This window comes from Bacillus sp. FJAT-27245 (assembly GCF_001273955.1).
Lineage (GTDB): Bacteria > Bacillota > Bacilli > Bacillales > Cytobacillaceae > Bacillus_D.
Window position 1 is genome coordinate 1483097 of the sequence record NZ_LIGI01000001.1, and the last position, 22813, is coordinate 1505909.

Consider the following 22813-nt stretch of genomic DNA (forward strand, 5'->3'; position numbering starts at 1 on the left):
CCATGAAGATAAACCGCGTGCGGTACTTAAAGGGGCCAAACTACTTTAGCTACAAACCGACCATGTGGATCGAGCTGGATTTGGAAGAATTGGAATTCAGTCCTTCCAATGAGCTTCCGGGATTTAATGAAGCCTTGCTTGAATCGATTCCGAGTCTGATGGACCACACGTGCTCGCTCGGTTACCCGGGAGGTTTTGTTGAGAGGCTGCGCGAAGGAACATGGATGGGCCATATCCTTGAACATATAGCGCTGGAACTTCAGTATCTCGCCGGAATAAAGGTCCGGAGGGGCAAAACCCTGACGAGCAACAAAAAAGGCATCTATTACGTGACTTACGATTACCGCGAACCAAAATCAGGCATATATGCGTTCGAGGCGGCGAAAGAGATAGTTGAAAAAATCATTGCAGGCGGGCATTCTGTCGATGCACAGCCGTATATTGAAAAAATTGAAGATCTCTATTACACCCATAAGCTGGGGCCGAGTACCGAGGCAATTTACAATGCGGCCTTCGCGAAAGGAATCCCGGTTGAAAGGGTGGGCGAGGATAGCCTACTAAGGCTGGGCACAGGCACCAAGCAAAAATACGTCCAGGCTACCATCACCAGCCAGACATCGTTTATGGCTGTCGAAAGCTCCTGTGACAAGCACATGACAAAAACCATCCTGGCGGGAGCGGGTGTTTCTGTTCCTGAAGGAGAGATGGCATCTACCGTGGAGAAAGTTTTCGAAGCCGCGGACCGGGTCGGTTTCCCGCTAGTGATTAAGCCGTTAAAGGGAAATCAAGGGCGCGGAGTCTATACGAATATTAAAAGCAGGGAAGAACTTTTCAACATCCTGCATAGCATGGAATCCCCGGAAACGAACTATATCGTTGAACGTTATTATGAAGGGCAAGATTACCGGCTCCTCATTGTGGATGGCAAGCTCATTGCCGCTAGCATGCGAATCGCGCCTTTTGTCATAGGGAATGGCATTGATTCCATAAGGGCTCTAATAGAGGAGGAAAACAAAAATCCGCTCAGGGGAGACGGCCATGAAAAACCAATGTCGAAAATCCCTCTGAATGCGTCTGTCACCTGCTTCCTTGAAAAATCAGGCATGACTCTTGATTCGATTCCAGAGCCGGGAAGAATTGTCCAGGTGGCAGGTAATGCAAACCTTTCAACCGGCGGGCAAGCGGTCGATGTAACGGATGAAGTGCATCCGACCATCAGGGAAATGGCGGTGACCGCAGCGAGAGCAATCGGATTGGATGTGGCGGGGGTSGACTTCATATGCCCTAACATCTCCGCTCCGCTTGACAGGAAAAAAGCCGCTATCATCGAGGTAAATGCAGCTCCGGGAATCAGGATGCACCACTATCCGGCGAAAGGGAAACCACGTGATGTTGGCAAAGCAATTGTCGATTACCTCTTCAAATCAAAGGAAGACGCGGCAATTCCGATTATATCGGTTACAGGAACAAACGGGAAAACGACAACGACAAGGATGATCAAGTACTTCCTTGAACGGGAAGGCTATAGTGTCGGCATGACGAATTCCGATGGCGTCTATATAGGGAACCAAATCATTGACGAAGGGGATTGCAGCGGGCCAATTAGCGCCCGTAAAGTTCTTTCAAACCCTAACGTTGATGCTGCGGTCCTTGAAACTGCCAGGGGCGGCATCCTGCGCGAAGGGCTTGCTTTTAGGCAATGCGACGTAGGGATTGTCACAAACGTATCTGAAGACCATCTCGGCCTTGACGGGATTGAAGAATTCAGCCAGCTCGTCAAGCTGAAACGGCTGATTCCGGAAGTTGTCATGGAAAATGGCCATTGCATCTTGAATGCCGATGACCCCGAAGTTGTCCAGATGGCGGAACATACAAGAGGGAAGGTTGTCTATACAAGTTTGTTTTATACAAACCACCATATTAGGGATGCAGCGGAAAAAGGCTGGACAGTCTGGATTCTCGATGAAGATAATTGGATTTGCTGTATAGAAGGCGGTAACCCGAAAAGGCTTCTTCCGGCCAAAGATATTCCGATTACAATTCAAGGAAAAGCGCGGCATAACATTTCCAACCTTCTACAGGCACTGGCTGCTGCATACTCGCAGGGAGTACCTTTTGAAGTGTTAAAGGAAAAGGCGTTGACTTTCAAACCGGATAGTGCACAATCCAAGGGAAGATTCAATATGTATGAAATTGCTGGACGGAAAATTATCGTCGATTATGCGCATAACATTGCCGGGCTTAATGCATTTTTTGATACAGTCCGCCACATGAGAGCGGGAGCCGCCATTACGGTTATATCCTCCCCGGGAGACAGGCTGGATCATGAAATCCGCGAGATGGCCAAAATCGCCATGCGAAATTCCGACCGGATGATTATCCGCGAAGACGAAGACCTTAGGGGCAGGGCGCCGTATGAGTTAGCGAATATCATGCATGCTGTTGCGCTAAAGGAAAAAGGAAACAGCGGAAAACAGGTTTCAATTATCCCCGAGGAGCTGAAAGCTTATGAAGAGGCCTGGAACCAATCGGCTGAAGGGGACACACTAATATTCTTTTATGAAAAATACTCTGTCGTACACGAGTTTTTATCTCTTGTTAACGGCGGGAAAAAAGTCCAGGCAAGAAAAATAATATAATGGAAGGGGGGGCGCGTTTCGAGCCCCTCCAATTTATTTTTTCGACAAATATTTCGCTTTGCATGGATATACACGGTATAATTAGATAATAATGCTCATCATGCGAGTAATATTTCCCGGGAGAGAAGTAGAATGTGGAAAAAGTGGATCATCCTCACAGCGGTAATCCTGCTGTTCATTTTTTTTATACCATACAGCCTGCCGCTGATTTTTGCTTTGGTAACGGCGGTTCTCCTTGAGGGGCTGGTTGGGTATTTTCAAAGGAAGCTGAAACTTACCAGGGCCAAGTCTGTTATTGCTGCTTTTATAACCTTCTTGACGGGACTCCTCGTTATTGGCTACAACCTGTTTCTTATCCTCTTTCAGCAGGTCATCAATTTATCCGAAAAAACGCCTACATTTGTCAAGGATTTATATTCAACAGGAATTAAGCCGCTCATAAAAAAATGGAAAGCCTATTCAAAAACGCTTCCACCGGATGTAATTACTTCCGTGGAGAAAACCATTGACAACACTGTTAATTCCCTCGATCGGTTTCTGCATGAAATCATCCAGGTTTTAATTGGCTTTCTTACCTCCATTCCAGGATTCCTGATTGAGTTCCTTATATATCTTGTTGCGTTATTCTTAATCAGCCTTGAACTCCCTGAAATCAAGGCTTCAATTAAATCGCATCTTACCGAAGGGACTAAGAAGAAGGTATCAATTGTCCTTAGTCAGTTGACGAAAGCGGGGGTCGGATTTATAAAAGCCCAGATCATCCTCAGCCTCATGACCTATATCCTTGCTTTTGTTGGGCTGCTTCTTTTAAAAGTAAAATATGCCGCCCTGATTGCCGTTCTGATTGTGATTGTCGACATTCTTCCGATTCTAGGTACCGGCTCCTTCCTTGTTCCGTGGGCTGTTCTTTCACTTGTCCAGGATAAACAATTCCTTGGTATTGGATTGATTGTGCTGTTCGTCGCCATTACGATCATCCGGCGGACCGTGGAGCCGAAAGTTTATGCGACCAGCCTTGGGATTTCACCGCTCGCATCGCTTGCCAGCCTTTATATCGGGTTCAAGCTTATCGGCTTTATTGGCCTGTTTGCAGGGCCGGCCATTGTCATCATTGTCGACGCGCTCATTAAGGTGAATGTTATCAAAATGAATTTTAAAATCTAGAGGAAAAGGAGCCTTGCAAAAGGTTCCTTTTTTTCGTCTGCGCCCAATTATTAAAATTGTACTCATAGTCTATTGCACATTTTCCCCCGGATGAATAGGATATATGGACTTTACTAAAGGAGGTAATGTTAATGTCTGGAGGAGCTTACGGATACGGCGGAGGTTTCGCCCTGCTAGTAGTACTGTTCATCCTGTTGGTTATCATCGGGGCTTCCTGGGGGTACGGAGGTTTCTATTAATTTAGAGGAGGTTCTATTATGTTCGGATACGGATATGGAGGATTTGGCGGCTGCGGTTACGGGTATGGCGGCGGTTTTGGATGTGGCGGTTTCGCCCTAATCGTCGTTCTGTTTATCCTATTGATTATTGTTGGCGCAGCATGCTTTAGATGCTAGTTGGAAATGAAGGCTGGACCCATGTGGTTCAGCCTTTTCTCGTATGCGCCCGGGACGCGCGGAGAGCCAATTGGATAATTACGACTGCCAGTTTCAAATCAAGTTATGAAATATGGCCCACTTGCCCAAGAAGAACCTAATCCCAAATTCTCGGTCGAGCTTTAAAGAAGCTAGAGCCTTTTCATCATCTTCTTTTAAAAAATGTCGAATTTACAACGATTTCCTCAAAAAAAGGTTTAAAGCCTGAGAACCTGGGTAAAAAGTTATAGTGCCTAAAATATACATAAAAAAATTATAGGAGGAGAATATGAAAAAGGGGTTACTTGGGTTTTTAAGTATTTTTTTGGTAATAGGAATTCTAGCTGGGTGCAGCGGGGAAAAAAGCTCGGCTGACACGAAAGAGAAAGAGGGCAAAGTCGTCCTCAACTTCTGGACGTTTTGGGGTTCAGAAACACGGAGGCCGATTATTGAAAAGATTGTGAAAGATTTCAATGACTCCCAGGATAAAATTGAAGTTAAGCATACATTCCTGCCATGGGGAGACATTTGGACGAAAAACCTTGCGGCAGTCGCTGCCGGGAATCCGGCTGATGTGATTGTAAACGACATTAACTCAGTTGCACAACGGGCCGAGAATAACCAGGCAGAAGATCTTAGCAAATACCTTGATGAGTCGTTCAAGGACAATTTCTATCCTCACCTATGGAAAATGGTCGACTATAAAGGAAAGCCTTATGCTGTTCCGTTCAATACGGACACGCGGCTCCTATTTTACAATAAAGAGGCATTCAGGGAAGTTGGACTGGATCCAAACAAACCTCCGCAAACATGGGCGGAGCTGGAAGAATATGCGAATAAGCTAGACATTAAAAACGGCAATAAGTATGAGCGATTCGGGTTCTATCCATTATGGGGAAGTGTTGGCCCAGCCTCCTGGATGGTAAGCGCCGATGGTGGGAAAGGCTTCATCCATGACGGAAAGCTGGAAATCAATACACCGAAAAAAGTAGAGGCGCTGGAATGGCTGCTGGGATGGCAGAAGCGCTATGGCGAAAAGAATGTTCAGGCATTCAAGGCTGAATTTGGAAGCGAGCAGTCCAACCCATTCATATCCGGCAAGGTCGCGATGATTATTGATGTAGGTACTTTCTATACGCAAATCCGTGATTATGGGAATGGCATGGAATTCGGGGTCGCCAAAATTCCCGCATATGATGAAAACAGCAAACATTGGGCTGATGGCGGAGGCTTTGTTGTAGAAGTTCCAAAAGGCTCCAAGCATCCGAAAGAGGCAGTTGAATTCATTAAATACTTGACAGGTAAGGAAGCGCAGAAATACTGGGGAGAAAAGAACTACGATAACGTCGCCAATATTGAAGGCGCTGAAGCTGTTTCCGAGTCACTTGATGGACAAGCCAAGGAAGTATATGAGATGACGGTTGATAACTTGAAGGAAACAAATCTCTATCCTGTCCCTGTCGATTACCCTGATTACCAGAACAGGATCAATCCGAATATCGATAAGGTCTTCACCGGAAAGCTAAGCCCGGAAGAAGCATTGAAAAAAGCGGAATCGGACGTAAAGAAAATAAAGAAATAATCAATACGTTTTTTATTACCTTGAGAGAAGGGATGGCGGCGCTGTCCTTTCTCTTTTCAATCGTAGAACAAAATCCGGAAGCACAACACGGCTTAGATTATAGAAGGGCCAGGCACGCCTTGGAAAAGGAAACCACTTTTCCTTCGTGCGTTGTTATCCTGCGTCGGCTTTCCTTGTGCAGCTGGATTACATAACTTGTTTCGAGTGATCCGGAAAGATCTATTTTATTTCCAATGCAACAAGAAAAAGGGGGAAGAAAAAATGAAGCCGCCACAATCTCCAAACATTGCACTGACTGAAGAAAGCAAGCTTACGGTTCAAAAAGGCATTCAGGTTGATGCATCCGGGAATACGTCCCCTAAAAAGGGGTTATCGAGGGCGGTGAAAGACAATATTTGGGGCTATTTGTTTATTAGCCCTTGGATTGTTGGGTTTCTCTGTCTGACGCTCGGACCGCTTCTATTCTCGCTGGTGGCGAGTTTTACGGATTATAACATTACGTCGAAAATGAACTTCCTCGGCTTCGATAACTTTGTCAGGATGTTCACGATAGACGACCTATTTTGGACGTCTCTATGGAACACACTTTATTATGTCATCTTTTCGGTTCCGCTAACGACCGCGGGGGCTATTCTCATTGCGGTGCTTTTAAACCAGAAAATTTTCGGCATGAAAGTTTTTCGGACCATTTATTACTTGCCGGCGATTTTGTCCGGCGTTGCAGTTTACTTTTTATGGATGCAACTGTTAAGCCCGTCGACAGGACTCGTAAACACTTTCCTCGGCTGGTTCGGAATCGACGGTCCCGCCTGGCTGTTCGATCCTGAATGGACCAAGCCGGCATTAATCATGATGAAAATGTGGGGAGTTGGCGGCGGGATGCTTCTATACCTGGCGAGCCTCCAGGGAGTTTCACGCGAAATGTATGAAGCGGCCGATATTGAAGGGGCGAACAGCCTTCAAAAATTCTTCTACATCACCATGCCAATGATTTCCCCGATTATCTTTTTTGATATTATCACAAGCACCATCGGAGCCTTCCAAATTTTCCAGGAAGCCTACGTCATGACAGAAAATGGAAGCGGCGCGCCAGCCAATTCGCTGTTATTCTATAATCTCCATATGTGGAATAATGCTTTCAAGGTATTCGATATGGGCTATGCCTCCGCAATGGCTTGGATCCTCTTTATCATTGTCATGATTTTAACGGTTCTCAACCTGAAGCTTGGGAAACGCTGGGTCCATTATGAAGGGGGCGAGAATAAATGAGTGCCTATACGGCTCCGAAATTTTACGAAAAAAGAAAATTCAAGGAAAAGGTCAAGGCGTGGATGGTTACGCTTTTGCTCGTAGCGGGGAGTGTGATCATCCTATCTCCGCTTTGGTGGATGATCTCGACTTCCCTGAAAACCCCGGCTGAAATCGCACAATATCCGCCGACATTTTTTCCTAAGGAATTTAAGTTCGATAATTATATTAAAGCGTGGCAGACCGCCCCATTTACACGATGGGCACTGAATACGGCTTTCATAGCAATCATGGGGACGATCGGGAGTGTTCTTGTCAATTCTCTTGTTGCGTATTCCTTCGCAAAAATCCGATTCAAGGGACGCAACGCTCTATTTGTAATCGTCCTGTCCACCATGCTGATTCCGGGATTCGTGACAATGGTTCCACAGTATATTCTGTTTTCCAAGCTTGGCTGGGTAAATACGTATTTGCCATTGATTGTTCCGGCATTCCTCGGAAGCGCGTTCTTCATCTTCCTGCTCCGCCAGTTCATGATGACCATACCGAATTCGCTCGTCGAGGCGGCGGTGCTTGACGGTGCCAACCATCTTCAGATTTGGTGGCATATCATGATTCCACTTACAAAGCCTGCCTTGATGGCAGTGGCCATATTCTCTTTTAATGGCGCTTGGAATGACCTGCTTGGCCCGCTTCTCTACATTAACGACGAGCGGCTTTATACACTGCAGATTGGCCTGCAGACCTTTAAGGGCACCGTCCAGACGCAATGGCATTATTTAATGTCCGTGTCTGTAATGGTTTTACTGCCCGTTGTTCTATTGTTCTTCTTCTTCCAGCGCTACTTCATTGAAGGTGCAAATATCTCTTCCGGGACGAAGGGTTAATGTTTAACTGCCAACATAGCGCAGAAAGTGCGGAAAACCCGGTTGCTCCGGGTTTTCCCATTTATGAAATATAAAATTGCTCTATTCACTCCCTGCAGGGGGAAGTACCAACCTTCTTTTAGGTAAAAGTTGTCTTTCTTTCCATGGCAACATTTTGGGGTTGGTTTCGCCCTCCTGCAATGTTAGCCTTATAGGGAGTTAAAAAGAAGGGAGATGGAGGGGATGAGAATGCAGAAACCCGCAGTTATGCTTCTTATGCCGGCCATGTCACTAATGCTTGCCTTTCCTAATATATTGACTGGCAGCCTGTCAGTAAAGAAACAGAATGATTTACATTGCATTCCTGCCGCCGAAAAGCTGTTCAAGCCCAAAAAGGCGGTCGCAGCGGCAAAACCTGCCCCAAAGCTTCAAAAGAAAAAACAACTGCCACCCGCACAACGAGTGCCGGCAATATCCGATGAAGAGAAGGAGCTTCTTGCCCGGCTAGTCCATGCCGAAGCGAAGGGAGAGCCTTTTAAAGGAAAAGTAGCCGTTGCAGAAGTTGTCCTGAACAGGGTACAGAGCGGGAACTTTCCAAATACAGTTAAAGGCGTGATTTATCAAAAAAGGCAATTCCAGCCTGTTTCTAATGGGGAAATCAACAAGCCTGCAGGATATGAAGCGAAAAAGGCTGTAGAGGAAGCCATCAGAACAGATAAGAAGGTAACCAATGCGCTGTTTTTCTATAATCCTGATATTGCAACCGATACATGGATTCGAAAAAGGGCAATCATTGCAAAAATAGGAAGGCATGTTTTTACAAGCTAGCATGGCCATAAAACCCCTTATCCATTTAGGATAGGGGTTTTTTTGTGTACTGAAAATCAATCGTGTTTTTCCATGCAGTGAATTTTTCAAGGTCTTTTGAAAGCCGGTTCCATGTAAATGCCAGGACAGCGGCATCATCAATAAGGCCAATACCTAGAAGGAAATCAGGAATGATATCGACCGGTGACACAAAGTAAATAATCGCCCCGATGACAGCAAGGATTGTTCCTTTGGAAACATCCTTGTACTCCCCTTTTGCCCATGCCTTTGCCAATTCAAATAGAAGCTGAAGTTTATTCCAAGAAAAGCCAAGCGATTTCTTGTTTTTGTCCGCTTTTCCAAATGCCCTCTTTAGGAGCGAGTCGGTCTTGTGGGGATTATCATAATACGTTTCTGCTTCCTTCTTGTACTTTTTGCCGAAGCCTGCAAAGCCGTTCAACATAGTAGGCATCCTTTCTGTTTAGAAGTGGTATATGCTTTTGGTCATTTTCCACGGAATGGGACCGGCTAAACTTCTTTGTGTAATTAAGTCCGATAGCACAAAAGAAAACCGGGTACCCATGATAAGGAACCCGGCTTCTTATTATGCGTAAATAAAATCTTCCTCTGCTGCTCTGCTGGAAGCGATAATTTCTTCGACTTCCGAGCCTTCAAGTGTTTCTTTTTTCAGGAGGGCTTCGACCAGTTGTTCATAAGCATGGCGGTTTGAACGGATAATCAGTTCGGACTTTTCAAGGCCGTTCTGGAATAGTTCCTGCATCTTCGCTTCCTTTTCGGTTTTTACGAAGGTGAGGGTGAACCCGTCCTGCAGCATTCCGGTGTCGACCATTTGCTCAATAATATGCTTTGCCTGCTGCACATCCCCGCTTACTCCAATGCTATGCTCGCCAAGGAACATCCTCTCGGCGACCCCGCCCGCTAAAATCATGGCAATTCTGTCAAGAAGGTCGCTTGTTGTGGACAGGTGAAGTTCTTTTGGAATTGGCGCGACATACCCGAGTGCGTCGCCCCTTGGAATGATCGTCGCTTTCCGGACAGACCCAGGCTTTGTGATTGCTGCGACAATCGCGTGGCCAGCTTCGTGGATTGCCACGCGCCGTTTTGTATCGGCATCCTGAAGCTCGCGGGATGTGCTGCCGAGGATGGTCCTATCTAGCGCATAGTCAAGGTCCAACTTTGTGATGATATCCTGGCCGTTCCGGACTGCCCTGCGGCTGGCTGTTTCAAAAAGCATTCTCAAATCAGCGCCGGAAAAACCGGATGTGCTTTCGGCCAAGTCATCAAGTGAGGCCATAACATTATCGGCAAGTGTTTTGCCTTTCGTGTGGATCTCAATGATTTCCCTGCGGCCTTTTGTGTCGGGTAGCGGAACCCGGAACGAGAAGTCGATTCTTCCCGGACGGAGGAACGCATCGTCGAGCATGTCTTTCCGGTTTGTTGCGGCAACAAATAAAATCCCGTCATTTGAATGTCCGCCATCAAGCTGGACAAGCAGTTCGGTAAGTGTCTTTTCTGATTCCTCGCCGCCAAGCGCTTTCCTTTTCCCGGCAAGGGCGTCGACTTCATCAATGAAGATAACTGCAGGCGTCTGCTTTCTCGCGTTTTGGAACAGGCTCCTCACCCTTGAAGCTCCGACTCCGACGAACAGTTCGTTGAAGGCTGAGCCGCTTGTTGAAAAGAATGAAGCGCCAAGTTCCTTTGCCATCGCTTGAGCGAGAAGTGTTTTACCGGTTCCTGGAGGCCCGTATAAAAGGATTCCTTTTGGCGGCTTGATGCCGAGCTTTGAAGAGCGCTCCGGTTCTTTTATAATGGAAAGCGTCTGGAGGATTTCCTCTTTCATTTCTTCACCCAGTCCGCCTACATCTTTAAGTGAGATTTCCGGAAGTGGACGTGCCTTTGAAAGGCTGTTTTTCATTGTGTTTGAAACACCGATACCGCTTCCGCCTTTTGCTTTTTGAAGTGCATACGCTGCGGCTGCCAATGAAACAATCACTCCGCCCATAATCCACTTTCCGTACTTGCTGTTGTTCGTAAATGTATAATCAACGTTGTATTTGGAAACCAATTGATCTGCCATCTGGCTGTTTGGAGGCACTTTTGCCATGAATTTCCCCTCGCTTGTTGTTAGTATCAGGCTGCCATCGGACCGTTCTTCAAGAGAGACCATTTTACCGTTTTCCGCCTTAATCTTATTTTCCATCGAAGAGAACGGAATAACGGTTTCTTTCGCCGTAGACTGTAGTGCCCAAGTAATTCCCGCGGCTGCTATTATCACTGCTGCAATCAGCGGTATGAATTTATTTAACGCCTTTTTACTCATATCCACTATGCTCAACTCCTTTATGTCTATCTCCATTATATGAAAATACTTTTTGTAATAAATAGGGAATGAGGATTATCCGCTATGGGAATTGCAGGAAATTAGCGGCGTAGGGTTTGAACAACTTGTGAATTTATGAGTATTTTAGCACTCCAAACATAATCCAGCCTTCGTGGGGAAGGGACTTTCGATGCATAAATCAGACTGAAATTCCAAATGTAAAGATGGTATGTTTTTTTCCGTATCCCTCCTAATATGGACACATTTCTGCCATATTTGCGTTTTTATTAAGCTATGATAATAAAATGCCTTTTAAGCATTACAAGATTATAACCTTGGTAAATAAGCGACCGGTTTTTTTAGACAGAGGGTATTAAACATTCGCAAATTGCAGTGCAAGGCACGTGGCTTGTTTGAGAATGCAACTGCTTTTTCTCCTGCCGGGAAAACACTGGCAGGTTCCACCAGGGTATCAACTTTTTAATCACCCTATATAATAGGAAAATATTCATGATTGCAAACTTTATTGCACAGGGATAAGATAGAAATTATGGACAAAATCTAATTGTCAAAAGTGAGGATCTAAATATGGGCAAGAGTTTTAAAGATGAAGTCCTTTCAAGAAGGACTTTTGCAATCATTTCCCACCCGGACGCAGGGAAGACGACAATGACGGAGAAATTGCTCCTTTTTGGCGGCGCCATTCGTGACGCCGGTACCGTTAAAGCCAAGAAGACTGGCAAATTCGCGACAAGTGACTGGATGGAAATCGAGAAACAGCGCGGAATTTCCGTTACATCGAGTGTTATGCAATTCGACTACGACGGTTTCAGGGTCAATATCCTTGATACCCCGGGGCACCAGGATTTCAGTGAAGACACATACAGGACGCTGATGGCTGTCGACAGCGCCGTCATGATTATCGACTCCGCCAAAGGGATCGAGGAGCAGACAATGAAGTTGTTCAAGGTTTGCCGGATGCGGGGGATTCCGATTTTCACGTTCATGAACAAGCTGGACCGCCAGGGAAAAGCACCGCTTGAACTGCTGGCCGAGCTGGAGGAAGTCCTTGGAATTGAATCGTATCCGATGAATTGGCCGATTGGCATGGGGAAGGAATTCCTCGGGATTTATGACAGGCACCATAACCGGATCGAGCAGTTCCGGGTTGAGGAAAAAGATCGTTTCATTCCATTGAATGATGACGGTGAGATTGAAGGCGACCACCCTATCAAGAAAACAGGATTATATGATCAAACCCTTGAGGAAGTTTTGCTTCTGAATGAGGCGGGGAACGATTTTTCCCCTGAGCGCATTGCGGCTGGAAATTTAACGCCAGTCTTCTTCGGAAGCGCGCTTACGACGTTCGGAGTCCAGACCTTCCTGGAATCCTACCTGGAATTCGCTCCGCCGCCAAAGCCGCGTAATTCATCAAAAGGTGAAATTGATCCCCTTTCCGAAACCTTTTCAGGCTTTGTTTTTAAAATCCAGGCGAACATGAATCCGGCCCACCGTGACAGGATTGCTTTCGTAAGGGTTTGTTCCGGAAAATTCGAGCGCGGGATGAGCGTAAATGTTCCAAGAATCGGTAAGCAAATCAAACTTTCACAATCCACCTCTTTTATGGCTGAGGAGCGGAATACCGTTGAAGAAGCTGTTAGCGGGGATATTATCGGCCTTTATGACACTGGGACGTACCAGATTGGCGATACGATAACTGGAGGCAAGGATCAGTTCCAGTTTGAACGGCTGCCGCTGTTTACCCCGGAACTTTTTGTGAAAGTATCAGCGAAAAACGTTATGAAGCAGAAGTCATTCTATAAAGGGATCGAACAGTTAGTCCAGGAAGGCGCAATCCAGCTATTCAAAACAGCCAGGATGGAAGAGTATTTGCTCGGAGCAGTTGGGCAGCTTCAATTTGAGGTTTTTGAACACCGAATGAAAAACGAATACAATTCGGATGTCATAATGGAACGAATCGGTTCCAAGGTAGTGAGATGGGTTGAAGGGGAAACAGTCAATGAAAATCTCTCTAATTCCCGCAGCCTGCTCGTCAAGGACAGGTTTGGGAAATATGTGTTCCTTTTTGAAAATGAATTTGCCTTGAGATGGTTCCAGGATAAAAACCCTGAAGTAAAGCTCTACAATCCGATGGATATGCATGATTAACATGTTTTACTGGTTTTATAAGGCCGCAGCCCATTATGCTGCGGCCTTTTTCCATTGAGTGCGGATTACCAGCAAATGGGGTTGCGATAATGGACTGAAAGCACGCTCCTTCCTTTTAAATCAAAATTATTAAAGGTTTTGCCAAATCACGCAATCAGACAGCTTTTCCATATATCCGATTAATATGGACAGAGCCGAAAACTGTAATAAGTATAGGGCCCTGTTTTTTTAAAATTAATATAATTTTTCTTTTACCCTCAGAAAAGCGCATGGCTATTGCGTAAGGTTTAGTGAAAAGCGGCCGCTTCAATCTTACAAGAGGTGACAACAATGAAAAACATAGAAATGAAAAAAATGGGGAAAGCCGCAATGGCAATGGCCCTTGCAGGAACATTTACATTTTCTCCAACATTTGCGTCCGCGGACACACTAACTGAAGGCCAGAAGGTGCAAGCTGATTCTTCAGCTGCAGCTACTGTCCAAGTACAGGAAGATACGGCTAAACCGGAATTGATACCTGGCGATTTCTTCTACTTTATTAAAATAGCCCTTGAGAAAATCAAGCTTGCAATTACATTCGATAAAGAAAAGGAAGCAAACCTTCTGGCAGGGTATGCCGCTGAAAGGCTAGCCGAAGCAGAAGAGCTCTTCAATGCTGGAAAAGAAGACGCAGCGGTTAAAACGCTTCAGGACGGAATTGCATACCTGAATGAGTACAATGCGAAAGCGGAAGAAACAACATCCGCTGAGCAAGAGTCCGAAGAAACTAAAGCAGAAGAGCAAAAAACGGACGAGCCAAAAGCTAAAAGCGCCGAGCAGCAAGCGGAAACCGACGGTGAAATGGCAAAAGATCAGCTAGCGGAAGAAGAAAAAGCGGTTGAAAAAGATGAAGACAAGGCAGAATCAAGCGAAGATCTTGTCCGCAATAACATTATTGCACTGAAAGCAGCGCTGGAAAAAGTGAAAAACCCGACAGCGAGAGCTGCGCTGCAAAAAAATATTGATAAAACGCTTGCCAAAATAGCTGAAAAGGCGGAAAAAGAAGCCACGAAGGAAGATAAACTGGCTGCTGGAAATACAGCCGAAGAAACAGAAATGACAGATGAAACCACTAAGCCGATTGAGACTGAAAAGGGAGTTTCCGCTGAGGCTGAGGTAACTGCCAAGGAAGAGACTACTGCCGAAAGACCTGCAGTAAAAGCTGTCCCAGCCGTCCCAGCCACTCCTGCAGTGCCCGCATCCTCTGTAAAACAGGAAGCAAAACAAAAAGCAAAAGACATCCGCCAGCAGGCAAATCAATCAGCAAAAGAAACTCGCAAGCAAGCGCACCATGAAGCAAAGGAAGTTCGTACTCAGGCTAAACAGCAGGCAAAAGAAGTGAAGCAAGCTGGTAAAGTTGTCAAGGTAGAGGCGAAAGCCCAGGTAAACGTTGAAAAGGAAGAAAACGGAAAAGCAGCCGACAAAGGCAAGAATGGCAACTAAGACCGACCAGGCGCTAGTCATAAGCATGGAGCAATGGAAAAGATAGTCCTTTTTGGGCTATCTTTTCTCCCAATTAAACCACAGGCATCTCTCATATGCTATAATTGGGGATTAGAGAGGTGAGGTTTATGCTAAGCTTATTGTTCTTAGCCAAAAAAAAGAAGCAGACGCTAGAAGAGTCTGTCAGATTAATACAGCAGGGCGACAAGAAGCTGAATAATGAACTGATTGAAGCCTATAAGCCGTTCATTGCCAAAACTGTTTCGGTTGTATGCAAAAGGTATATCGTTCAATCAGACGATGAGTTTAGCATAGGCCTTATTGCGTTTAACGAAGCAATCCAAAAATATTCCCCTGATAAAGGAAGCTCGCTGCTAAGCTTTGCCGAAGTGCTGATAAAAAGGCGTGTCATTGACCATATCCGGAAGGAAGCGAAGAATCAGACCGTTAGCCTAGAGCTGCAGTCAGAGACCGGAGAGCCTGATTCAAGGGGAGCTTTGATTGAGAACGAAATATCACTCGACGACTACCGGAAAAAGACGGATGAGGAATTGAGGAGAGAAGAAATTCTCCGTTTTCAAAAACATCTTCGTGAATACGACTTAAGTTTTCAGGACTTGGTCGACCAGGCGCCAAAACATGCGGATGCCCGCAAGAATGCAATTGAGGCGGCAAGGCTGCTTGCTGAAAATGAAGAACTACGGGAAAGCCTTCTCGTTAAAAAACGGCTTCCAATGAAGCAATTGGAAGACCTGGTACATGTTAGCCGAAAAACACTCGAACGAAACAGGAAGTATATTATCGCGATGGCTCTGATCATGTCCGGCGATTATGTGTATATGAAGGATTATATAAAAGGGGTGCTTGATTCATGAGAACAGGTATCATTTTGGAAATGGATGAGTCGTTTCTAACCTTATTGACCCCTGAGGGAGAATTTTTGAGGGCGAGCAGGAAAGGAAAAATGTACTCGATCGGCCAAGAGATTACGTTTGAACCTGCCATCCAACCGCATACAAAAAAGAGAAAAGCGATGTTGGAGCTGGCCGGTATGAAGAAGATTTGGATGTCTGCAGCAGCGGCATTGATCATTATGGCTTCGGCGATATTCCCGCTGGGCAGCGGCAATCAAGTTTACGCATATATGTCCATTGATGTGAACCCGAGCATTGAGCTAGGGGTCAATGAAAAAATGCAAGTACTGAGGATGAATGGCTACAACAAGGAAGGAAAGAAAATTGTCTCCGGCCTGAAAGATTGGAAAAAGGAAGATGTATCCGAAGTGGCAGAGAAAATCCTTTCCGAAATCGGGCGCCAGGGCTATTTTGCGACAACGAATAAAGTGATTATTTCCACGGTGAAAACCGGCGAAAAAGAAGAGATGGCCGACCTTAGGCTCGATGAAACAATTCGGGAAATATCCGAGGCAGCCAAAAGGGAAGAACATGAAGTAACGGTTGTGAGCGCTACGGCAAAAGATTTGAAAGAAGCCCATAAACGCGGAGTGACCACGGGCCATTACAAGGTTGGGGCTGTTGCCAAACAGCAGGGGAATGCCCAACTGGAAATGAAGGATGATCCTGCGTCAAGCGAATCCGCTGTTCCATCCGATGCAGGGAAATCATCCGCACCGGGCCAGATAAAAAAAGCCGACCCTGTAAAACCAGTCGTCCCAGTGAATCCCGAAAGCAAGGGAAATGGGCCTAAAAACCCAAAGGATGAAGACGGAAAAGGAAAACACGAGGGCAAACAGAAAGAAAACAAAAACAGCCAAAAAGGCAATCATAACAATACTGGCAATGGAAGTAAGAAGAACGGTAATGGAAACGGCAAAGGAAACGGCAAAGGAAACGGCAACGAACAAAAAAATGGAAATAGCAAGGGCGATAACCAGGGAAAAAAGGGCAGTGATGTAAAAGGTGGTGACCCGGAACAAAAGAAAGACAACAAGAATGAAAAGAACAGCGTAAATGGGAATGGCAGCCAAAAGCCCAATGCCCAAAGCAAGCAGGGCAAAAGTAAAGGGCAAAACAAAACCCCTGATGAAAACAGCAGGAATGGACAAAATGGCAACAAACAAAACGATAACAAGGGCAACAAACAAAACGATAACAAAGGCAACGGAACGAAAGGAAAGAGCGGAGAAAATAGCAACAAACAAGATAGTAATGGCCAGAAGAATAATAGTAACAACGAAAATCGAGAAAGAAAAGATCCATCATCAAAAAACGATGGGCAGAAAGCCAAAACAAAAAGTAATAATAAAGAGAAGTCCGGCAAATAGCCGGACTTTTTCCCATTTGTATTCGATTGTTATTGGTTGCCTTGCCCGGTCATTTGAGCCTGGGCCTGGCGAACGAGCCGTTTCGTAATTTCTCCGCCAACAGAACCATTTGCGCGGGAAACCGTATCCGAACCCAACTGGACGCCAAACTCCTGGGCGATTTCATATTTGACCTGGTCAAGGAATTGTTCCACTCCTGGAACAAGCAGCTGATTGCTGTTTCTTGCCATGGATCTCACTCCTTCATTAACTTCAGAGATTGTATCTCTGTAGGAATAGTTTTTCGAGAGGAGACAGAAAATATTAGTGGTAATTCTTATTCCGTTTGGCAATATAGAAAATTACCTTGGTGAAGGCGTTTCTTAAATAGCAGGCGTTGCCGTTTTTACAGCCTCAAGAAGCAAATCCGCGATATGGACCGCCCGCATTGACTTTGATAAGCCTTCCCGTTCAATGCCAAGCTTCATCTGCAGCAGGCAGCCGGGGTTCGTGGTTACAATTGTTGCGGCATGAGTATTTTTCACTTTCTCCATTTTGTAATCCAGAACCTTCATGGACATTTCCGATTCTAATATGTTGTAGATGCCAGCGGAACCGCAACAGCGGTCTGCCTCGTCCATTTCCCGGTAATTGACGCCTTTTACCGCCATTAACAATGCTCTGGGAGCGGAAGCGGTTTTCATTGCATTCCGTAAGTGGCAGGAATCCTGATACGTGACAATTTGCTGCGGAAGTTCGAGTTCTACTTTGCCAAGGAATCCAGCTTCAATCAAAACTTCTGATATATCCTTCACTTTTCCAGAAAACTCAGTGGCCCGACCACGCCATTTCGCATCATTCTGAAACAGGTGCCCGTATTCGACAAGGAAGCCGCCGCATCCTCCTGCGTTGGAAATAATATAATCCGCTCCTGACCCCTCGAACGCATCTATATTCTTTTTCGCTAATTCCTTTGCCGAATCTTTTTCACCATAATGGCCATGGAGCGCACCGCAGCAAGCCTGGCTTTTTGGTATAACCACCTCGCAGCCGGCAAGCTGGAGAAGCTTGATTGTCGCATTATTCGTTTCCAGGAACATTGTATCCATTAAACAGCCTCTGAAAAATGCAACCCTCATGGTTCTTTTGCCCGATGCCGGCAAAAATTCAGGCCTGTTTTTTAATTCCTTCATCGTTGGAACATCAGGCAGTATTTTTTCCATGGAAGCAAGCCTCTCAGGCAGGAGGCTCATAAACCCAATTTTCCTGGCGGCAGTTTGCAGCCCGGACCTCTGGTAAAATCCAATTAGGCCCGCAACCGCGCGCATCCGGTTCTGGTGCGGAAAAAGTCCTTTAAAAGCGGCCTTTCTGGTGAGCCTTACCGGGAGTGAATAAGATTTATTGTTTGCGATGATATCGCGTGCTTCCTCAAGAAGGGAGCCGTATTTGACGCCGGGCGGGCACACCGTCTCACATGCCCTGCAGCCAAGGCAAAGGTCCAATGAGCGCTCAAAGCCTGCATCAGGCTCGATCAGCCCATCCGCGACTGCCTTCATCAGCGCGATGCGCCCACGCGGGGAATGGTTTTCCTTAAATCCGGATTCGATATAGGTCGGACAGCTTGGCAGGCAAAACCCGCAGCGCATGCAATTCAATAGTTCGTCTTCATCCATCCTCGCTTTGAAACCGCTCTGAATGGATTCCCGTACCTTTACATTAGTCATCTTGACACCACCACCCGGTTTCGGCTGTCTCCCTCAAAAATTTTACCAGGGTTCATGATGTTGTTCGGATCGAGTGCCGCTTTGACAGCCTTCATGGCGGCAATCCCTTCCTTACCGAGTTTCATTTCAAGGTAGGGGGCTTTCATGATGCCGACTCCGTGCTCCCCGGTAATCGTTCCGCCAAGCTCGATGGCTCTTGCGAATATTTCTTCGAATGCCTTTTCGACACGCTCCATTTCCTCGCGGTTCCGGATATCGGTCGGGCAGGTTGGATGAAGGTTTCCATCGCCTGCATGGCCGAATGTACAAATATTGAGATTGTATTTCCCGGCGATTTCTGTAATCGACTTAACCATCCTGGCAATTTCGGAACGCGGGACTGTCGCATCCTCAAGAATTGTTGTCGGAGCAAGCCTTGCAAGGGCGGATAAAGCCGTCCTTCTTGCCGTCCTCAGTGCTTCTGCTTCTTGTGCCGTTTGGGCAACCTCGACAGAAAATGCGTTTTCCTGGAGGCAAATTTCCGTTATCCTGGCCATGTCACGCTCAACGATTTCGGGCGGGCCGTCCTGTTCAATCAATAGGATGGCTTCGGCATGGACGGGGAGGCCGATATTTACATAATCCTCAACGACCCTGATGGTTGCATTGTCAAGGAATTCAAGCGTCGCCGGTATGATCTTGTTGGCGATGATACTCGATACCGCCCTGGCAGCCGATTCAAGATCCCCGAAAAGTGCCAGTCCGGTCTTTTTCGTTTCCGGTAAGGGAAGGAGTTTCAGGATTGCTTCGGTAACGACACAGAGCGTTCCTTCAGAGCCGACAAACAGGCGGGTGAAATCATAGCCTGCGACATCCTTTGCAAGCTTCCCGCCAGTCCGGATGATATCGCCATTTGGCAATACCGCCTCCAAGCCGATTACGTAATCTCTCGTAACCCCGTATTTAAGCCCGCGGAGGCCTCCGGCATTTTCGCTAATATTACCTGCTATTGTTGAGATATTCATTGACCCTGGATCAGGTGGATAAAAAAGCCCCCTCGCTTCCACCGCCTGGATGATTTGGCCAGTCAATACACCGGGCTGGACTGTAATCGTCAAATTCGCCTCATCAATTTCAAGGATTTTGTTCATATGTTTGAATAAAAGGACAATTCCCCCTTCAATTGGGCATGTGCCTCCACATAGGTTCGTACCTGAACCCCTTGGAACGACAGGGATCCGATATTCGTTGCAAATTTTCAGGACCTCTGACACCTCCCGGGTATTCCTCGGGCTAATGACTGCTTCAGGCATCGCCTGGTAATTTGGTGTCGCATCATAGGAATAAACGAGCCGGCTCGTTTGAGTGTCCTCGTAATTTTCCGGCGATACAACCGCGATAAATTTGTTTTTTATTTGCTCTGAAATTCCTTGTGCCAGCATATAGATCCTCCCATCCTAGAAGTACTTCTACTGTCATTATAAACTGAATTGTCCGATTTCTGCTTTTAAAAAGAAATAGTAAAAGAACCGCCTGCATGAGTGAGGCGGTTCTTCTATGTTAGTCCGTGCCTTTTCCTGTATCAATTTGCGGATGCATGAAAGGAACCGCCCGTGGCTTTTGCTTGCTTTCAAGTAGCCCCCTGTTCTCGGCAGTGTTCCAGCCAATATCGTTTGTTGGATGGACCCATTGATCGCCTGCCATAATTTCCGGATCCGTTTCTTCGGTCCAATTTTCAAGCGGGGAGTTTGGGGAAGCATAGCGGCTGTCTCCAATGATTACATTATGCTCGTTCATAAAGGGCGGTTCCATGGCCATGCCTGTTCCTTTGAAATCAGGTGCATTGATTTGGTGGGGGAGAGTCCCATCGATTTCGGGCCGTTTTAATTCGTCCGCATCGTTAGCCATTCTCTTTCCTCCTTTTTTCTTTATTTTTTGAAAAACGGAATGGTTTTATCCCCGCATAGGGGGCACCCAGAAGGAAGGGGATTTCATGGAACAATTGGCCATGCATGAAAATAGCGCTGGAGAAAGAGACTAATGAAAAAGGAGGCATCATATCAATGGCTAAGCGAAAAGCGGAGCGGAATGCGGTTGAGAAATATAGCAAGACCCCTTATAAAAATACTCGGGAGTCGGATTTCTCTGCCGAACTTGCCCATGAGGAGGATCCGATGAAAGGAGCAAACCGGAATTCCAAACTTGGGCGGAAAGGGCGGAGCTGATGAAGGATAAAGTCCAAAGACATGCCAACCGGGAAGAGTTCAGCATCGAATTCGGTGATGTGAACGGGATTAAACTGTATGAACTTTTTGCAATGGGCCGGGAAGAAAATAAAAAGGATAAGGAACAAGCTGAAAAAGTAAAAAAATAAGCCGGCATTCGCCGGCTTATTGTGCAAAGGAACCTATTAGCGGCCCTTTTCCGGATGGGTCATAGTATACCGCCAAGGCGGAAGGTACTGCCCGGATTTCTCCTGTAGACAAGTAGCCGCCCAGGTCAAAGGCTAAAGGCTCCAAAATAGTATGCTTGTACATTTCCTTTTCCGAGAGGCCGAGGCTTTGAAACGATTTGCCGGCGAGTGACGGATTGTTGAGCAGGCGTTGATAGAAGATGCTCCTGTCCTTTTTATCGAAGCGTTTTTCCCACCATGGTTTACGCGGGCTGTATTTGTGCCTTGATAAATAATCGAACATCATTAACCCTTCTGCAATTTCCATGTTGCGTGTATTCCTCGATGAGAGAAAGGACTGAAGGCGTTTGAACAGGTCCTCAAGCTGATGGCCAATCCTGGCCCAGCCCTTTTCGTCCCAATAGGCTCCGAATTCCTGGAAGAAATCAAACGGTGACTCGAATTCATGGGCAATCAAGTATTCAATCGTGGCGTCCATCCGGTGGCTGTTCCAGTATTTCTCCAGTACATCCTCGACCTGCTTGATGCGAATGATATCCTCAAATGGAAGGACGTTGTTGCCAAGTATTTCATAAGGAGCCTGGTCCATAAAAATGTATTCATGCTCACTTGCGCGGATCCTGAGGCCAGTCCCACGGAGCATTTTCAAGAAACCGAGCTGTAACTCTTCGGGCCTCATCTCAAACACATCATTGAAGGTTTTGCGGAAGGAATGATAGTTTTCTTCCGGCAGGCCGGCAATCAGGTCAAGATGCTGGTCAATTTTGCCGCCTTTCTTCACCATCGTGACAGTTCGCTTTAGCTTGTCAAAATTCTGCTTCCTCATTACAAGCTCATTCGTATAATCGTTCGTCGACTGCACACCGATTTCAAAACGGAACAATCCTTCCGGTGCTTCGGTGTTCAGGAATTCAATGACTTCCGGCCGCATGATATCGGCTGTTATTTCAAATTGGAAAACCGTTCCCGGCAGGTGCTCATCAATCAGGAAGCGGAATATATCCATTGCATAACTTCTGCTTATATTAAAAGTGCGGTCAACGAATTTAATTGTTTTTGCCCCGTTTGCCATCAAATGGCGGATGTCGTCCTTTATTTTCTCCCTGTCGAAATACCGCACCCCAACCTCGATGGACGATAAGCAAAATTGGCAGCTGAATGGGCAGCCCCGGCTTGTTTCAATGTATGTGACCCTTTTGGCCAGATGGGGAATGTCTTCCGGAAAGCGGTACGGGGAAGGAAGCTCTTTCAAATCGAGCTTGCCGGCCTGGAGGTTGATTGTTACGTTCCCATCCCTCCTAAAAGCCAATCCGGGCACTTTGCCAAAGTCCGGTTCACCGCTTTCAAGTTCCGTAAGAAGCTGCTTGAACGACGCCTCCCCTTCCCCGATAACGATGAAATCCGCTGAAGGGACTTTTTCCATCCATTCGGTTGTATCATAGGTTACTTCCGGTCCGCCAAGGACAATGGCGATAGCCGGATCGATTTTTTTTATCATCGAAATCACTTTAAGTGTTTCTTCGATGTTCCAAATATAACAGCTAAATCCTATGATATCCGGTTTTCTGGCAATAAGGTCGGAAACGATATTCATTGCCGGGTCCTTAATAGTATATTCCGCCAGTTCAATCGTGAACTCGGGAGCCGCATATGCCTTGAGGTAACGGATTGCCAGATTCGTGTGGATATATTTAGCGTTCAGCGTTGAACAAATAATCTTCAT

21 protein-coding genes are annotated in these 22813 nt (G+C 46.2%); 14 read left to right on the top strand and 7 right to left on the bottom strand.

The annotated features are described in order from the left end of the window. Nucleotides 1–2 precede the first annotated feature (2 nt). From cphA to ADU24_RS07145, 8 genes are all read left to right on the top strand, one after another. Nucleotides 3–2639 carry a cyanophycin synthetase gene (gene cphA, locus ADU24_RS07120; RefSeq protein WP_053365976.1) on the top strand — a complete coding sequence of 879 codons (2637 nt, stop codon included), beginning with the start codon at nucleotides 3–5 and terminating at the stop codon, nucleotides 2637–2639. A 132-nt stretch (nucleotides 2640–2771) separates the two neighbouring features. Next, entirely contained in the window at nucleotides 2772–3803 is a 1032-nt protein-coding gene (gene ytvI, locus ADU24_RS07125; protein WP_053365977.1) for a sporulation integral membrane protein YtvI, read from the top strand. 131 nt (nucleotides 3804–3934) lie between these two features. Next, complete coding sequence (locus ADU24_RS22510; protein ID WP_082306846.1) at nucleotides 3935–4042, top strand: YjcZ family sporulation protein; 108 nt, start codon at nucleotides 3935–3937, stop codon at nucleotides 4040–4042. 18 nt (nucleotides 4043–4060) lie between these two features. Continuing rightward, nucleotides 4061–4198, top strand: coding sequence for a YjcZ family sporulation protein (locus ADU24_RS22515; RefSeq protein WP_082306847.1), 138 nt, complete (start codon nucleotides 4061–4063; stop codon nucleotides 4196–4198). A 307-nt stretch (nucleotides 4199–4505) separates the two neighbouring features. Then, nucleotides 4506–5798, top strand: coding sequence for an ABC transporter substrate-binding protein (locus ADU24_RS07130; protein WP_053365978.1), 1293 nt, complete (start codon nucleotides 4506–4508; stop codon nucleotides 5796–5798). A gap of 261 nt (nucleotides 5799–6059) precedes the next feature. Then, entirely contained in the window at nucleotides 6060–7067 is a 1008-nt protein-coding gene (locus tag ADU24_RS07135) for a carbohydrate ABC transporter permease (RefSeq protein WP_156324534.1), read from the top strand. Next, complete coding sequence (locus tag ADU24_RS07140) at nucleotides 7064–7933, top strand: carbohydrate ABC transporter permease (RefSeq protein WP_053365979.1); 870 nt, start codon at nucleotides 7064–7066, stop codon at nucleotides 7931–7933. Before ADU24_RS07135 ends, ADU24_RS07140 begins: the two co-directional genes overlap by 4 nt. 222 nt (nucleotides 7934–8155) lie before the next feature. Further along, a complete protein-coding gene (locus ADU24_RS07145) occupies nucleotides 8156–8740 on the top strand; it encodes a cell wall hydrolase (RefSeq protein WP_231689579.1) in 585 nt (194 codons plus the stop codon). Between the two features lie 25 nt (nucleotides 8741–8765). Here the strand turns inward: ADU24_RS07145 and ADU24_RS07150 are convergent, their stop codons facing one another. Together ADU24_RS07150 and ADU24_RS07155 are read right to left on the bottom strand one after the other, a co-directional pair. Beyond that, on the bottom strand, nucleotides 8766–9182 hold the full coding sequence (locus ADU24_RS07150; RefSeq protein ID WP_231689580.1) for a YkvA family protein: 417 nt from the start codon (nucleotides 9180–9182) through the stop codon (nucleotides 8766–8768). Nucleotides 9183–9323: 141 nt separating this feature from the next. Next, nucleotides 9324–11060: an AAA family ATPase gene (locus ADU24_RS07155; RefSeq protein ID WP_053368824.1), complete on the bottom strand. Its 1737-nt coding sequence runs from the start codon at nucleotides 11058–11060 to the stop codon at nucleotides 9324–9326. 588 nt (nucleotides 11061–11648) lie between these two features. Here ADU24_RS07155 and ADU24_RS07160 point away from each other — a divergent pair. The 4 genes from ADU24_RS07160 to ADU24_RS07175 all read left to right on the top strand — a co-directional run bounded on the left by ADU24_RS07160 (nucleotide 11649) and on the right by ADU24_RS07175 (nucleotide 16995). After that, nucleotides 11649–13229 carry a peptide chain release factor 3 gene (locus tag ADU24_RS07160; RefSeq protein ID WP_053365982.1) on the top strand — a complete coding sequence of 527 codons (1581 nt, stop codon included), beginning with the start codon at nucleotides 11649–11651 and terminating at the stop codon, nucleotides 13227–13229. Nucleotides 13230–13559: 330 nt separating this feature from the next. Next, a complete protein-coding gene (locus ADU24_RS07165) occupies nucleotides 13560–14711 on the top strand; it encodes a DUF5667 domain-containing protein (protein ID WP_053365983.1) in 1152 nt (383 codons plus the stop codon). A 119-nt stretch (nucleotides 14712–14830) separates the two neighbouring features. After that, nucleotides 14831–15586: an RNA polymerase sigma factor SigI gene (gene sigI, locus ADU24_RS07170; RefSeq protein WP_231689581.1), complete on the top strand. Its 756-nt coding sequence runs from the start codon at nucleotides 14831–14833 to the stop codon at nucleotides 15584–15586. Beyond that, nucleotides 15583–16995, top strand: a complete 1413-nt coding sequence (locus ADU24_RS07175) for an anti-sigma factor domain-containing protein (protein WP_053365985.1) — start codon at nucleotides 15583–15585, stop codon at nucleotides 16993–16995. The genes sigI and ADU24_RS07175 overlap by 4 nt, the downstream gene beginning before the upstream one ends. A 29-nt stretch (nucleotides 16996–17024) precedes the next feature. On the opposite strand, the gene ADU24_RS07180 is transcribed toward ADU24_RS07175, so the two are convergent. The 4 genes from ADU24_RS07180 to ADU24_RS07195 form a co-directional block, all read right to left on the bottom strand. Continuing rightward, on the bottom strand, nucleotides 17025–17225 hold the full coding sequence (locus tag ADU24_RS07180) for an alpha/beta-type small acid-soluble spore protein (RefSeq protein WP_053365986.1): 201 nt from the start codon (nucleotides 17223–17225) through the stop codon (nucleotides 17025–17027). A 132-nt stretch (nucleotides 17226–17357) separates the two neighbouring features. Then, nucleotides 17358–18698, bottom strand: coding sequence for a (Fe-S)-binding protein (locus ADU24_RS07185; RefSeq protein ID WP_053365987.1), 1341 nt, complete (start codon nucleotides 18696–18698; stop codon nucleotides 17358–17360). Next, nucleotides 18695–20119: a glycolate oxidase subunit GlcD gene (glcD, locus tag ADU24_RS07190; protein ID WP_053365988.1), complete on the bottom strand. Its 1425-nt coding sequence runs from the start codon at nucleotides 20117–20119 to the stop codon at nucleotides 18695–18697. Before glcD ends, ADU24_RS07185 begins: the two co-directional genes overlap by 4 nt. 118 nt (nucleotides 20120–20237) lie before the next feature. Beyond that, complete coding sequence (locus tag ADU24_RS07195) at nucleotides 20238–20585, bottom strand: DUF3905 domain-containing protein (RefSeq protein WP_053365989.1); 348 nt, start codon at nucleotides 20583–20585, stop codon at nucleotides 20238–20240. A gap of 155 nt (nucleotides 20586–20740) precedes the next feature. Here ADU24_RS07195 and ADU24_RS23290 point away from each other — a divergent pair, with 155 nt between their 5' ends. Then, on the top strand, nucleotides 20741–20902 hold the full coding sequence (locus ADU24_RS23290; RefSeq protein ID WP_197277483.1) for a hypothetical protein: 162 nt from the start codon (nucleotides 20741–20743) through the stop codon (nucleotides 20900–20902). Then, nucleotides 20902–21051 carry a hypothetical protein gene (locus ADU24_RS22955; RefSeq protein ID WP_156324535.1) on the top strand — a complete coding sequence of 50 codons (150 nt, stop codon included), beginning with the start codon at nucleotides 20902–20904 and terminating at the stop codon, nucleotides 21049–21051. The genes ADU24_RS23290 and ADU24_RS22955 overlap by 1 nt, the downstream gene beginning before the upstream one ends. Nucleotides 21052–21067: 16 nt before the next feature. Here ADU24_RS22955 and ADU24_RS07205 read toward each other — a convergent pair whose 3' ends face one another. Continuing rightward, a complete protein-coding gene (locus tag ADU24_RS07205) occupies nucleotides 21068–22813 on the bottom strand; it encodes a B12-binding domain-containing radical SAM protein (RefSeq protein ID WP_053365991.1) in 1746 nt (581 codons plus the stop codon).

Excerpts from the sequence above, each read along its gene's own strand:
- ytvI (WP_053365977.1), top strand. The coding sequence starts at position 2,772 with ATGTGGAAAAAGTGGATCATCCTCACAGCGGTAATCCTGCTGTTCATT.
- ADU24_RS22510 (WP_082306846.1), top strand. The coding sequence starts at position 3,935 with ATGTCTGGAGGAGCTTACGGATACGGCGGAGGTTTCGCCCTGCTAGTA.
- ADU24_RS22515 (WP_082306847.1), top strand. The coding sequence starts at position 4,061 with ATGTTCGGATACGGATATGGAGGATTTGGCGGCTGCGGTTACGGGTAT.
- ADU24_RS07130 (WP_053365978.1), top strand. The coding sequence starts at position 4,506 with ATGAAAAAGGGGTTACTTGGGTTTTTAAGTATTTTTTTGGTAATAGGA.
- ADU24_RS07135 (WP_156324534.1), top strand. The coding sequence starts at position 6,060 with ATGAAGCCGCCACAATCTCCAAACATTGCACTGACTGAAGAAAGCAAG.
- ADU24_RS07140 (WP_053365979.1), top strand. The coding sequence starts at position 7,064 with ATGAGTGCCTATACGGCTCCGAAATTTTACGAAAAAAGAAAATTCAAG.
- ADU24_RS07145 (WP_231689579.1), top strand. The coding sequence starts at position 8,156 with ATGAGAATGCAGAAACCCGCAGTTATGCTTCTTATGCCGGCCATGTCA.
- ADU24_RS07150 (WP_231689580.1), bottom strand. The coding sequence starts at position 9,182 with ATGTTGAACGGCTTTGCAGGCTTCGGCAAAAAGTACAAGAAGGAAGCA.
- ADU24_RS07155 (WP_053368824.1), bottom strand. The coding sequence starts at position 11,060 with ATGAGTAAAAAGGCGTTAAATAAATTCATACCGCTGATTGCAGCAGTG.
- ADU24_RS07160 (WP_053365982.1), top strand. The coding sequence starts at position 11,649 with ATGGGCAAGAGTTTTAAAGATGAAGTCCTTTCAAGAAGGACTTTTGCA.
- ADU24_RS07165 (WP_053365983.1), top strand. The coding sequence starts at position 13,560 with ATGAAAAACATAGAAATGAAAAAAATGGGGAAAGCCGCAATGGCAATG.
- ADU24_RS07175 (WP_053365985.1), top strand. The coding sequence starts at position 15,583 with ATGAGAACAGGTATCATTTTGGAAATGGATGAGTCGTTTCTAACCTTA.
- ADU24_RS07180 (WP_053365986.1), bottom strand. The coding sequence starts at position 17,225 with ATGGCAAGAAACAGCAATCAGCTGCTTGTTCCAGGAGTGGAACAATTC.
- ADU24_RS07185 (WP_053365987.1), bottom strand. The coding sequence starts at position 18,698 with ATGACTAATGTAAAGGTACGGGAATCCATTCAGAGCGGTTTCAAAGCG.
- glcD (WP_053365988.1), bottom strand. The coding sequence starts at position 20,119 with ATGCTGGCACAAGGAATTTCAGAGCAAATAAAAAACAAATTTATCGCG.
- ADU24_RS07195 (WP_053365989.1), bottom strand. The coding sequence starts at position 20,585 with ATGGCTAACGATGCGGACGAATTAAAACGGCCCGAAATCGATGGGACT.
- ADU24_RS23290 (WP_197277483.1), top strand. The coding sequence starts at position 20,741 with ATGGCTAAGCGAAAAGCGGAGCGGAATGCGGTTGAGAAATATAGCAAG.
- ADU24_RS22955 (WP_156324535.1), top strand. The coding sequence starts at position 20,902 with ATGAAGGATAAAGTCCAAAGACATGCCAACCGGGAAGAGTTCAGCATC.
- ADU24_RS07205 (WP_053365991.1), bottom strand. The coding sequence starts at position 22,813 with ATGAAGATTATTTGTTCAACGCTGAACGCTAAATATATCCACACGAAT.